This window comes from Streptomyces camponoticapitis, from assembly GCF_014646115.1.
Taxonomy (GTDB): domain Bacteria; phylum Actinomycetota; class Actinomycetes; order Streptomycetales; family Streptomycetaceae; genus Streptomyces; species Streptomyces camponoticapitis.
In genome coordinates, this window is sequence record NZ_BMMV01000031.1 from 30,267 (window position 1) to 42,535 (window position 12,269).

8 protein-coding genes and 2 pseudogenes are annotated in these 12,269 nt (G+C 69.9%); 5 read left to right on the plus strand and 5 right to left on the minus strand.

Annotation, left to right across the window (positions count from 1 at the left end; genetic code table 11):
• Positions 1 to 1,208: 1,208 nt before the first annotated feature.
• The gene (locus tag IEY79_RS32820) at positions 1,209 to 1,874 is read right to left on the minus strand and encodes an SMI1/KNR4 family protein (protein ID WP_229701336.1); all 666 of its coding nucleotides are present in this window, start codon (positions 1,872 to 1,874) and stop codon (positions 1,209 to 1,211) included.
• 312 nt (positions 1,875 to 2,186) lie between these two features.
• A complete protein-coding gene (locus tag IEY79_RS32825; protein ID WP_189111301.1) occupies positions 2,187 to 3,575 on the minus strand; it encodes an MFS transporter in 1,389 nt (462 codons plus the stop codon).
• A gap of 317 nt (positions 3,576 to 3,892) precedes the next feature.
• On the opposite strand from IEY79_RS32825, the gene IEY79_RS32830 reads away from it, so the two are divergent.
• The 3 genes from IEY79_RS32830 (at position 3,893) to IEY79_RS32840 (ending at position 7,387) form a co-directional block, all read left to right on the plus strand.
• On the plus strand, positions 3,893 to 4,747 hold the full coding sequence (locus IEY79_RS32830) for a shikimate dehydrogenase (protein WP_189111302.1): 855 nt from the start codon (positions 3,893 to 3,895) through the stop codon (positions 4,745 to 4,747).
• A gap of 34 nt (positions 4,748 to 4,781) precedes the next feature.
• Entirely contained in the window at positions 4,782 to 6,671 is a 1,890-nt protein-coding gene (locus IEY79_RS32835; RefSeq protein WP_189111303.1) for a bifunctional sugar phosphate isomerase/epimerase/4-hydroxyphenylpyruvate dioxygenase family protein, read from the plus strand.
• Between the two features lie 62 nt (positions 6,672 to 6,733).
• Positions 6,734 to 7,387, plus strand: a complete 654-nt coding sequence (locus IEY79_RS32840) for a TetR/AcrR family transcriptional regulator (RefSeq protein ID WP_189111304.1) — start codon at positions 6,734 to 6,736, stop codon at positions 7,385 to 7,387.
• Between the two features lie 255 nt (positions 7,388 to 7,642).
• Here the strand turns inward: IEY79_RS32840 and IEY79_RS32845 are convergent, their stop codons facing one another.
• Positions 7,643 to 9,925, minus strand: coding sequence for an ATP-binding SpoIIE family protein phosphatase (locus tag IEY79_RS32845; RefSeq protein WP_229701337.1), 2,283 nt, complete (start codon positions 9,923 to 9,925; stop codon positions 7,643 to 7,645).
• Between the two features lie 253 nt (positions 9,926 to 10,178).
• Here IEY79_RS32845 and IEY79_RS38495 point away from each other — a divergent pair, with 253 nt between their 5' ends.
• Positions 10,179 to 10,556, plus strand: a complete 378-nt coding sequence (locus IEY79_RS38495) for a MerR family transcriptional regulator (RefSeq protein ID WP_373292675.1) — start codon at positions 10,179 to 10,181, stop codon at positions 10,554 to 10,556.
• A 168-nt stretch (positions 10,557 to 10,724) separates the two neighbouring features.
• Here the strand turns inward: IEY79_RS38495 and IEY79_RS32855 are convergent, their stop codons facing one another.
• Complete coding sequence (locus tag IEY79_RS32855; RefSeq protein WP_189111305.1) at positions 10,725 to 11,390, minus strand: hypothetical protein; 666 nt, start codon at positions 11,388 to 11,390, stop codon at positions 10,725 to 10,727.
• An 80-nt stretch (positions 11,391 to 11,470) separates the two neighbouring features.
• On the opposite strand from IEY79_RS32855, the pseudogene IEY79_RS37685 reads away from it, so the two are divergent.
• Positions 11,471 to 11,612, plus strand: a pseudogene (locus tag IEY79_RS37685) (ATP-binding protein); the annotation flags it as partial.
• A gap of 55 nt (positions 11,613 to 11,667) precedes the next feature.
• On the opposite strand, the pseudogene IEY79_RS32860 reads toward IEY79_RS37685, so the two are convergent.
• Positions 11,668 to 12,236, minus strand: a pseudogene (locus IEY79_RS32860) (IS5 family transposase); the annotation flags it as partial.
• Positions 12,237 to 12,269 lie beyond the last annotated feature (33 nt).

Sequence of the window (12,269 nt, forward strand, 5' to 3'; positions counted from 1 at the left end):
TCACCATGGCCGAGGCGAACTCTTACGTCATCTTGAGGCTGCGGCTGGAGGGGTCCCGCCAGTTCACCCCCCGCCTCACCCCGCCGGCCCCAACCGCCACTGGACCGGTTCGCGGTTCACCACCGTTTGGGCAGCGAGCCCATCACCCCGCTGCTGGGAGCGGCCCCATGCGAGCAGTTGACAGCGAAGGCCGGCGGCCACGGACAGCACGAGGACGGGCAAGGCGCCGCCGGAAGTGAGATCGTCGAACGGTAGCCGGGCGTCTGCGCGCAGGACGAACAGCCCGACGGCCGAGATAACACCCACGAACACCCCGGCGTAAAGGGCACGGAGCCAGAAAGCCTGGGTGAGGGTGGCCGCCAGTGCGCTGGGCGTCGCGGGCGAGATAGACGACGCGAGGTACGCGCCGCGGCCCCCACCGCCAGTACACCCCTGATGAGGGAAGCGGGGTTGATCCAGCTGGTGACGAGCTTCCCTGCCGCGATGCCCGGTGGTACGCGGCCGGAGGCGATGGCTGTCGACGCCCTGCCAGGCCCGGTCCCGTTTCGCACGGTTTGCCGCTGAGCTGAAGTACGACGGTCCATGCTCACCGAACCCCCTACACCATTTCCTTCACCGTGCCGGAGGGGATCCGAACGTTGAGGCGGTGGGCATATGCTCCGGCGGCGACCAGATGGTGGGGATGCTCGACGTCTTCCAGCGTCCGAGATGGGGGCGGTGCCGCCTGATTAGTGCTCTCCAGGCGGAGCCTGATCCGGCTGAGAGATACGGACGCCAGGTCGTCGAGGCGAGCAGACCTCGTAGGCTCAGCGGCTAGTTCAGAGAAGTTACTAGCCCAAAGAGATGGAACCGTTCCAAATCGCTGACGGCATGTGACCCTCCGTGGCAGACGGCGGCTAGGGCGTGTTTTAGAACTCGCTGACCTGCATGGTTGGCTCTCCGGGGAAGTCGCGGGCGGCCAACCAGATGGTGAGGTCGCGGGCGATGTCGTTGATGCTGGTCGCCGTGGTGACCTCGTGCTCGTTGCGGGGCCCGGGTACTGTCGCCGCGGGCCGGTCGGCCTTTGCCGTCCGTCGTGCCGAGCAGGGTGTAGGAGCGCAGCTTTCACATCCATCACGGTCGTATTGAAGACGTCGACGCAGTCGGTGAAGAACTACGAGAACGGCCGGTCGGAGCCGAAGGAGCCGCGCCTGTCGGCGTAAGGCAGGTCAGTGGATCGGCGTCCAGTGCGGGAGGGCTTCGTCCAGCAGGGGATACTCCGGGTTCTCCCAGATGAGGCAGCCCCACACCAGGCCGGGCACATCCGGGCCCATCGCATTGGCCGGCCCTTCGGTCACGGTGCGCAAGACGGCATCCAGGTAGGCGGCGATCGACGGGAACGCGGGCTCGGCGCCGACACCGGGCAAGCTGTCCAAGCCCCACCGGCCGACACCGATGGCACCGACCCAGTGGCCGGACTCGGGCCCTGACTCATCCCCGGTCAGCCACGGCACCACCGGCGCGCCTTGCCACCAGTCCTTTCCGGCGTGGTCGGGCATGCGCGGGCGCAGGGCGGCTACCGGCGACATGATCACCCCGCCGGGCAGGAATGCCCCCGAACCGACCTCCCCTTCCTCGTCATGTTCAATCTCCTGATGATTCACACCGCCGCACAGCCGCCACAACGCGGCCAGCTGGTCGGGAAGTTCAAAGCCGAGGTGGTGCTTCAGCTGAGTGTCGGCGGCCTCGATGGCTTGCTCGTCGGCCGGAGGCAGCAGCGAGGCGAAGGAGACCGGAGCATTCGACTGCAGCCAGCCGGTGAGGGAGCGCCAGGCTTCGCCGACGTTCTGTTGACCGTTCATTCCGCCAATTTGACTGGCCGTCACGTCGCTCACGTCCGTTGACCATGTCGGCCGGCTGGAGGCGCAGCATGCGCACCGTCCCCTTGGCCTGCCCCATCGCCTTCCCAACGACCTTTTGGATCCAGGTCCGTTCCCGCTCGTCGCCCTTCGGCCTGACGGTGCGGCACTTGATCTGGACCGCGCCGCGTGTGCCGCTCAGCAGCGGCCGGTCACCCAACTCCCGCTGCCCGGAACCCTTGTGGGTGAGTGCGGACTGGAACACGAAGTCGGGCAGGCCCCACGTCGCAGCGTGCATTTCTCACTGCCCGGCGCCCTGCCCGATCACGGGCAGGCGCAGTGGGCGTGTCAGCGGCGCGGCGTGGCCGGCGCCTCGTGCGGGCTTCGTGCCGTGTCGTCCTGCTTGGCGCCGAGCATCTCCGTCGGTATTCGGTGCGTCTCGCGTGCGGTGGCGATGGAGATCGCGCTGACGGCGCACAGAGCGGCCGTGAAGATCCCGACGCCGGTCGGGCCCTGGAGTCCCAGCCACCCCTCGGGCGAGGCGATCCCGGCCGCCGAGGCGACGGCGAACCCGGCGACGGCGAATCCGACCTGGGTGCCGATGGCCATGCCGGACATCCGGACCCGCGCGCTGAACATCTCACCGTAGAGCGCGGGCCAGATGCCGTTGGCCGCCGAGTAGACGACGCCGAACGTCAGGATGCCCGTCAGGAAGATCAGCGGATAGCCGCCAGACCCGATGGCTCCCAGGTAGGCGAACATCATCACGGGGCTGCCGATCGCGCCGATCAGGAAGACCGGCTTGCGGCCGATCCGGTCGGCGAGGATCGCCCACAGCGGCAGAGCGGCCAGCGCGACGGTGTTGGCCGCGATGCTCACCCAGAGCATCACCGTCTTGTCGAGGCCCACCTCGTCGCTGGTCGCGTAGTTCAGGGCCCAGACGGTGAAGACCGTACTGACCGTGGCGATGACGGCCGCGCACATCACGCGCAGCACATCGGCCCAGTGGTCGCGCAGGAGCACGGTGAGCGGCATCTTCTCCACGGCCCCGCTGGCCACCGTCTCCCTGAAGACGGGCGTCTCGCGCACCGTACGGCGGATGTAGTAGCCGAGTACGGTCACGACGGCGCTGAGCCAGAACGGGACGCGCCAGCCCCAGCCGTAGAGGTGTTCGTCGGGCAGCGCGGCGATGGGGAGGAAGACGAGCGTGGCGATGATCTGGCCGAACTGGGTACCGCCGAGGGTGAAGCTGGAGAAGTAGCCGCGCCGGTCCGCGGGGGCGTGCTCCAGCGTCATGGAGCCCGCGCTGGCCTGCTCCCCGGCCGCTGAGAGGCCCTGCAGTACGCGAAGGAAGACCAGGAGCGCGGGGGCGAGTCCGCCGATCTGGTCCCTGCTGGGCAGACAGCCGATCAGGAAGGTCGCCACGCCCATGAGGATCAGCGTGAAGAGCATGATCTTCTTGCGCCCCGACCGGTCCCCGATGTGTCCGAGGACGACGGCGCCGACGGGGCGGGCGGCGTACGCGACACCGAAGGTGGCCAGCGACTGGAGGGTCGCGGTCGCCGGATCCGACTCGTCGAAGAAGACGTGGGGGAAGATCAGGGCCGCCGCGCTCCCGTAGATGAAGAAGTCGTAGTACTCCAGGGCGCTGCCGACCCACGCGGCGACAGCGGCCTTACGGGGTGTGCCGGGCTGTTCGTTCCCGCCGGGTCGGGCGAGCGGGGGCTGGTCGGTCACGGGGTTCTCCTCGTCGAGTGTCCGTGCGCGGGGACAGAAGGTGAGACAAGGGGGAGGCCGTCGTCCCGTCGGCCGTGTGGCTCGTGCGTGCGTCGCCGGGGAGTGTGCGACCGCACCCGCCCCACCAGGAGATCGTGTCCACGGGTTGCGAACTAGTTAGTTCATTAAGGCGTGCCGACATCGTGAGGTGGTCGCATCGCACTGTCAAGAGGTCCCGAACAAGCTTCTGCGGCTTGAGTCGTGGGCTTCTCTATCGGGCCGGGATCGATTATAAATAACTTACTAGTCCGTACATTATGAGCGAAGGGCGCGGCAGTATGACCTCGTACCTCATCGGGCTCATCGGCTCCGGAATCGGGCCCTCGCTCAGCCCCGCGCTGCACCAGCGCGAGGGGGACCACCACGGCCTGAGCCTGCTGTACCGGCGCATCGACATCGACCGGCTCGGCCTCGGCGCGGACGCGGCGGGCGAACTGGTGCGAGGCGCCCGGCGGTTCGGCTACGACGGCCTCAACATCACGCACCCCTGCAAGCAGACGGTCCTCCCGCACCTCGACGGACTCTCGGAGGACGCCGCGCTGCTCGGCGCGGTCAACACGGTCGTCTTCGACGGGGACCGCGCCATCGGGCACAACACCGACTGGAGCGGCTTCGCCCAGTCCTTCGCCCGCGGCCTGGAAGACGTGCCCGCGCGGCACATCACCCAGCTCGGCGCCGGTGGTGCCGGCGCGGCGGTCGCCCACGCCCTGCTCACCCTGGGCGCCGACCGCGTCACCCTCGTCGACGCCGACCTCGGACGGGCCGAGGCGCTCGCCGCCGAGCTGGTCGGCCGGTTCGGCGTACGCCGGGCCGACGCGGCCGCCCCCGACCGGCTCGCGGACCTGCTCGCCGGCGCGGACGGTCTGGTGCACGCCACGCCCACCGGTATGGCCACGCATCCCGGACTGCCGCTCCCCGTCGGACTGCTCCGCCCCGGACTGTGGGTCGCCGACGTGGTCTACCGCCCGCTCGACACCGAACTGCTGCGCCACGCAAGGGCCTTGGGCTGCCGCACGCTCGACGGCGGCGGCATGGCCGTCTTCCAGGCCGCCGACGCCTTCCGGCTGTTCACCGGCCGTGAGCCCGACGCCGAGCGGATGCTCGCCCACCTGACCACGCTCGTCACCACCTGACGACCCTCGTCACCACCTGAACGCGGGAGCAGATATGCGCAAGTCCATCGCGACCGTGTCGATCAGCGGCAGCCTGACCGAGAAGCTCGACGCGGTCGCCGAGGCCGGATTCGACGGCGTGGAGATCTTCGAGAACGATCTGCTCGGCTGTCCGCTCCCACCCGAGCGGATACGCGACCGCGCGGCCGGCCTCGGCCTGGGCATCGACCTCTACCAGCCGTTCCGGGACTTCGAGGGAGTCTCGCCGGACCGGCTCGCGGCCAATCTCCGCAGAGCCGAGTTGAAGTTCCGGACCATGGAACGGCTCGGCGCCGACACCCTGCTGGTCTGCTCGAACGTCACCCCTGACGTGGCCGGCGACGAACTCGCCGCGGAACAGCTGCGGTTGCTCGCCGACCTCGCCGCCACACACGGCATCCGGATCGCCTACGAGGCACTGGCCTGGGGCCGCCACGTCAACGAGTACCTGCACGCCTGGCGGATCGTACGGATGGCCGACCACCCGGCCCTCGGCACCTGCCTGGACAGCTTCCACATCCTCTCCCGCGGCTCGGACCCGGGCGGGATCGAGGCCCTCCCCGGCGAGAAGATCTTCTTCCTCCAACTCGCCGACGCGCCGGTGCTCGCCATGGATGTGCTGCAGTGGAGCCGTCACTACCGCTGCTTCCCCGGTCAGGGCGGGTTCGATGTCACCCGGCTGCTGGCGCACGTACTGCGCACCGGATACGCGGGTCCGCTCTCGCTGGAGGTCTTCAACGACGTCTTCCGGCAGGCCGACACCGGACGCACCGCCGTCGACGCGATGCGCTCCCTGATCGCCCTGGAGGAATCCGTCGTACAGGTGCTGGGTGCCGGCTCCGCCTCCGAGATCCTCGACGGCGGCCCGCCGCTCCCCGGACCTCGTCCCCCCGGCGGCTTCGCCTTCGCGGAACTCGCCACGCGCGAACGAGACCGCCTCGGCACTCTGCTCGGCGCACTGGGGTTCTCCCGTACCGGGGGACACGCGACCAAGCCCGTGGAGCTGTGGGAACAGGGCGGAGCCAGGATCCTGCTGAACGAGTCCGTCCCCGGCGACCCTGACACGTCCGTCCCCGGAGACCCGGACACGACCCTGTCCGCGATCGGCCTGGAGTCCGCCGATCCCTCGGCATCGGCCCGGCGGGCACAGTCCCTGCTCTCTCCCGTACTGCCCCGTGACCGCGCCCCGCGGGAGGCGGCGCTCGACGCCGTCGCCGCCCCGGACGGCACACAGCTGTTCTTCTGCCGCTCCACGCCCCAGGACGGCGCGGACGGCCCCGCCCATCCCGACTGGCGCGGCGACTTCAGCCCCGCGCCGCCGCCTGCCGACGGGCTGATCAGCCATATCGACCATGTGGCGCTGAGCCACCCCTGGCACCTCTTCGACGAGGCCGTGCTGTTCTACCGCACCGTTCTGGGGCTGCGCCCGCACGACAGCGTCGAGGTGGCCGACCCGTACGGCCTGCTGCGCAGCCGAGCGATGTCGAACGCCGCCGGGACGGTACGCATGGCGCTCAATATCGCCCACCTCGGGGACGGGAACCTGCCCCGGCAGCACGTGGCGCTGGCGACCGACGACATCGTGGCCGTCGCCGAACGCCTGCGCGACGTGCCCGACGTTCTGCTGCCGATCCCGGACAACTACTACGACGACCTGGAAGCCCGTCACGACCTCGGCGAGCGGCGCCACCGGCAACTGCGCGCGCTGGGGCTGCTGTACGACACGGACGGCGCCGGGGAGTTCGTCCACCTCTACACCACGACGGTCGGGCGGGTCTTCTTCGAGGTCGTCCAGCGGACCGGTGACTACCGCGGCTTCGGCCTGCCGAACACGGCGGTACGACTGGCCGCCCAGCACGTCCCCACGTCGGAACGGGGAGGAAGGCCTTCCGGCCCGGGACGATGACCGGCGTCGTCCGGGACCCGTACGCCTATGATGGACGCTCCAGGTGTCGACCGGTGGAGCCCATGACCTCGCATCCCGCAACCGGAGTCGGCCGTGAACGTCAGCGGGACGCCGACCGGACGAAGGCGGAGATCCTCGAGATCGCCACACGGGAGTTCGCGCGGCACGGCTACACCGGCGCCCGGGTCGACGAGATCGCGGCTCTCACGCGCACCACGAAACGCATGATCTATTACTATTTCGGCGGCAAGGAACAGCTGTACACCGCCGTGCTGGAGAAGGCCTACGCCGAGGTGAGAGCCACCGAGCGCGCCCTTGACGTCGACCACCTCGGCCCGGTCGAGGCGATCCGCACCCTGGCCGAGCTGACGTTCGACCACCACGAGGCGCACCCCGACTTCATCCGGCTGGTGAGCATCGAGAACATCCACCACGCCGAGCACATCCGTACGTCACCGGTGCTCGCGAGCCTCGGCACGCCGGCGCTGGACCTGATCACCCGGATCCTGGAGGCCGGCCGGGAGAGCGGCGACTTCACCGCCTCGGCCGACGCCACCGACGTACACATGGCGATCAGCTCGTTCTGCTTCTTCCGGATCTCCAACCAGCACACGTTCCACGCCCTGTTCGGCCGCGACCTGACAGCCGCCAAGCACCGCACCCGGCACCGCCGCATGCTCGGCGACATGATCGTGGCCTACCTCACCGGCACATGACCTGACGTGAGGTGGCCGGGGGCCACGGCCACGCGCGACGCACAGCGGTCCGAGTCGGCCGGGCGGCGGCGCGGTCACGGCACCCTGCCGTGACCGCCCCCGGCCCGCCCGGCCGGGTGAACCCCTGGTGCGCGGGTGACGGAGGCAGATGATGCCGCAGGCCGGTCGAGGCGCGCCGCGACCAATGCCGTGGTCACCGGAAGCCGGGGCAGAACGCGCTGGATGGCCCCGGCCTTCGGGGGATACCGCTCCAGGTCAATCAGCGGGACCAGACCGTGATCCACACGCGCCGGGAATCGCCAGCTCCAGCCAGAAGGTCTTGCCGCGGCCGTTGGGAAAGGTGTTCCAGGCGCGGGCCAGCGCCTCCACGATGATCAGGCCGCGGCCGTGTTCGGCTTCCGAGTTCTCCTCCTGCCTCTGCGTCAGCGGCGACGGGACCGGCGGATTGCTGTCGAAGTCCCCTACTTCCAGTCGGACATGGTCGGCGAACGCCCGCAGCCGTACGTCGACGGAGCTGCCCGCGTGGATGATCGCATTGGTGACGACCTCGGAGATGATCAGCTGGAGGTCGTCGGACATCTCGGCGAGCCCCCAGGCATCCAGACGGCTGTTCACGAAGCGTCGCGCGGACTTGACTCCTTGCAGGTCGTAGCGCTGGATGTGCAGCCGCCCGGTCCTGGACGGTTGCGCTCGGCCCGCACCCTCGTACGACGCCAGCAGCAGAACGGCGTCATCGCGTCGCCGGTCGGGGCCCGGCAGGTCGGCGACCATGTGGTCGGCGAGGGTCTCCAGATACGTCTGGGCTTCACGCCCGAAGGCGCTGAGCAGCGCGCTCGCGCCCGCCACGGGGTCAGCCGCCCTTCCGTCGGTGAGACCGTTCGTGTACAGCATCAGCACCGACTCGGGCTGCAGTCGGTACTCCCGGGGACGGTACGGAGCCGGAGCCTCGACGCCCAGTGGCACGTTGGAGGGGGCGGTCAGGGTGCCGATGCTCCCGTCGGGCCGGCGCACGAGGGGAGCGGGGTGCCCGGCAAGTGCCACCTCGGCCTGCCCGCCGTCCGGGTCGAAGAGGACGACGCAGCAGGTGGCGAGCAGTTCCGTGCCGAGCCCGCCCAAGAGCCGACTGGTGCGGTCGATGACTGTCGCGGGCCGGTGTCCCTCGGTCGCGTACGCGACCACCGCGCTGCGCAGCTGGCCCATGACGGCGGCGCTCTCCATGCTGTGGCCCTCGACGTCGCCGACGACGAGCACCACCCGCTCGTCGGGCAGCTTGATCACGTCGTACCAGTCGCCGCCCACCTCGGACGTCGCGGCGGAGGCGCGGTAACGGGCCGTGGTGGTCAGCTGCGACACCTCCGAGAGCATCCGGGGCAGGAGACTTTTCTGCAGACTCTCGGCGATGATCTTCCGCTTCTGTCCCAGCTCGACACGCTGCACGGCCGGACCGAGAACGACCGCCATCATCGCCAGGACCGCCTTCTCCTCAGGCGTGAAGCGGCGCGATCCGGCGAACGTCAGGCAGAACACCCCCACGATCTCCTCGCTGCCGACGAGCGGGAGGAACACCTCGGCGGCCGGCCCGGCGCCTGGGTGGTCAGGGTCCTGGGAGGTCTCCGAGTTCTTGTCCGCCGCAGGGCGAAGGTCGCCGTCCGGGGGGAAGTGGGGGCGGCCCTGGATCGCGTCCGCCACGTCCCGCCTGGCGTAGGCACTGCTGCCGTGCAGGCTCTGTGCCAGCCGCGCGGAGCTCCCGCTGTGGCCGCCGACCCACAACCGGCCCTCGCCGACCGAGGCGATGACGAGGGAGTCGGCACCGAAAGGCGCACCGACTGACACCTGGGCGGCCGCCATGACGTCGTCCATGGTGGCGGCGCGGTTGATCGCGTCGGCCAGGCGGCCGAGGGGGTACATGAAGCTCATCCCCGCCGAACCCGGTACGCCGGCCACACCCCAGCCGGGATCGACTTCGGTGTCCGGCGGGTCACCGAAGGCCGGCACCAGCACGGGATTGCTCCCGGAGCGGACTGGCGTGCCACTCGCGGCGAGCGCCGAAAGACGGGCGCCCAGCCGATCGGCGGTCTCCTGGAGTCCGGCACGGTCCCCGGCGTCGTAACCGGCCTCGGTCTGCGGCCGGAGCACCTCCAGGGTGCCGAAACGGTGCCCGGCAGCTGCCACCGGGGCCGCGGCCACGGCGTAAGGGAACACCTGCACGTAGCGTTCGTCGGCCCCGCCCGGCTTCGGCGAGTCCCGTACGACCACCGTTCCGGAACGGAGCGCGTCGGCAGAAGGACTCGGCGCGTCCACCGCGATCTGCCCCTGGAGGGCGAAGATCGAAAGGGAACTGCCGCCGATCATCGCCGCCCACAGCTGGTCGCTGTGGTCGCTCAGCAGGTAAACCACCGCCGTCACCGCGTCCAGCCGCCCTACGGCCTCCCGGACAGCCTTGACCAGCGGCGCTGTGAGGTCCGAACCCAGGATGTCCGGGACTCCGCGGCCGCGTACCGCCTGGTCGGGCCTTCCGGCCGGACTGCTGGTGGTCACAGGCAACTCCTTGCGGAGAGGTTTCCCTATGCGTCAGTATGTCGCCTTTTATGGGTTGATGTCGAAGGTGGGGCGCTCCCGCACACGGCATTCCGACTCCCCGGGGTGGCGGGGAGTTCGGGCTCGACCAGCTCCTGGAGTGGGCTGGGGAACCTCCCGGACAGACAGGAATTCGGGCCCGCCGTGACGAGGGATTTGGATAGCGTGCAGGGTGACCTCTTTGCGAGGTGAGTGGACGGGGTATCAGGCGGCGATCGAGGCTCAGTACCGCGCCGGCCAGGCCGGTCCAGCGGGGAGCGCCGGCGGCGACGATCGCGCCGCCGATGACGGAGCCAGCCGCGGCGCCGAGGTTGAAGGCGCCCACGTTGACGGAAACGGCCAGGTTCGGGTCGGCGCCCGCGTGGTTGCTCGGCACCACACCCGCCCGCTGCGCTCCGAGGGCGGCCACCGCCGCTACTCCCGGTATCAGCTGAAGATCGCGGCCCGTGTACGCGAACTCGTCGACCAGGGCACCCCCGTCGAGGCCGCCTGCCGCATCGTCATCCTCGAAGACCAGCTCGACGAAGCACAGCGCATCAACGAACAGCTACGTGGTTCGCCCTCCGCGCCGCGGAGCAAGGCTGACGCCTGAAAGGGCCGGCCGGAGGCAGGCGAGCTACGCCCATTCCAGTCCGAAGGCCGCCTGCCGCGGAGCTTGTCGGCTTGGCAGTGAGCGACCGAAACCGCGTCCACCGCGTTCCGTGCCTTGCGGGCGGTCCTGCAAGGACCTGGATGTGTCCCTGTCGATCATGCCGCTGGTTCAGGGGATGAGGTTCGGCTCGCGTACCGCCTCACCTGCCCATTGCTGCGGGGTGGCGGTCGCGATGGCTGCCCCGTCGGCGCGTCGGCCGAGTCGAAACCCAGCAGCCGGCCAGCGCGCGCCTTCCAGAAACCGCCAGCGAGACTGATCGTGGATTCGTCGGAGTCGGCGACCTGTCCGGGTTGGACGAAGCCGTTCCTGTCGGCGCCAGGGAATTTCGGGTGCCGCGTTGGCGAGGACGGCGGTGCCGTCGTCGGCGTGGGTGATCCTGGCGCTGCGAATGTTGCCAGGACGGGTTCCGGCAGCGGCCTTCGCGATGGTGACCTGCCCGTTGGCGAAGGCACGTGGCGGCATCAGGTTCCACTGCGGTTCGGCTGCCACCGTCACCCGGCGGGTGCGTACCAGTCGGGCGTAGGAGTCGCTCTGCGAACGCACGGAGATGAGCAGCAGCGTCACCAGCGCGGCCAGCCGCCGAACGGTCGCGGCTGTGTCCTCGTCGGCCGACGCCGTCCGCACGTGTAGGACTCCGACCCGCTCCGCACCGTCCAGCAGCGGTGTCCACCGCCGGGCCGGCGCCTCACCGACCTCCTGTTTCTCCTGCGTGGCCTGGCGAGTGGCGTAAGCACGACCGGCCGGTGTGCCGTCGATCAGGATCTCCTCGGCCACCGGCCAGCCGCCGCCGTTACCGGCGTTCAGCCCAGCTCCGGGCACCAGCCGCAGTACGTCCTCCGGGCCTCCAGCGCCGACAGGTGTTCGGTGACGAAGTCCTCGCCACCGCCATCCTTGACCGCCCTCCTCCACCACTGCGACGTGATCTCCATCAACGGACCGAGCTACCGGCTCAAGAACCGGCTCAAGGCCATCGAACAGGACACAGACGTGGCCTGACAGGCCACGCCGCACACGGCGGCCAGGCGCTTGATCAGCCGGCTTCGAGTCGCTGGAAGCCCTTGTCGCCGAGCACCCGTAGCGGTCGTGTGCGGGGCCGGCCGGGCCCGGCCCGCTTGATGGCGATGCGGGCCATGACCGGCTCGAACTGCGTGCAGTCGTTGACGTTCCCGCCGGTGAGCGTGAACGCGAGGGGAAGGCCGCGGCCGTCGCAGGCGAGGTGGATCTTCGTGCTCAGCCCGCCGCGGGACCGGCCGAGTGCTTCACCGGTCCAGGGCCCCCTTTTCGGGCTCCGGCGGCGTGCTGGTGGGCGCGCACGATCGTCGAGTCGACGCAGACGACCGACCAGTCGACTTCGCCGGACGCATCCGAGTGCTGCTGGACGTGGGCCAGGAGCCGGTCCCAGGTTCCGTCGGCCGACCAGCGGCGGAACCGTTCGTAGACGGTCTTCCACGGCCCGTACCGTTCGGGCAGGTCCCGCCAGGCCGCCCCCGTGGACAGCTTCCACAGGATGCCGTTGAGGACCTGCCGCCGGTCCCGCACCGGACGACCCATCCGAGGCGGAGCCAGCAACGGCCCGACAACTTCCCAGGCCTGATCAGTCAGTTCATGACGTCGCACCACGAACGGACCAACGACCGAAAGACATTGCGGACA

What these genes read in the sequence shown, in the direction of transcription:
- IEY79_RS32835 (WP_189111303.1), top strand. Translation starts at nt 4,782, where the DNA reads ATGCGCAAGTCCATCGCGACCGTGTCGATCAGCGGCAGCCTGACCGAG.
- IEY79_RS32840 (WP_189111304.1), top strand. Translation starts at nt 6,734, where the DNA reads ATGACCTCGCATCCCGCAACCGGAGTCGGCCGTGAACGTCAGCGGGAC.
- IEY79_RS32830 (WP_189111302.1), top strand. Translation starts at nt 3,893, where the DNA reads ATGACCTCGTACCTCATCGGGCTCATCGGCTCCGGAATCGGGCCCTCG.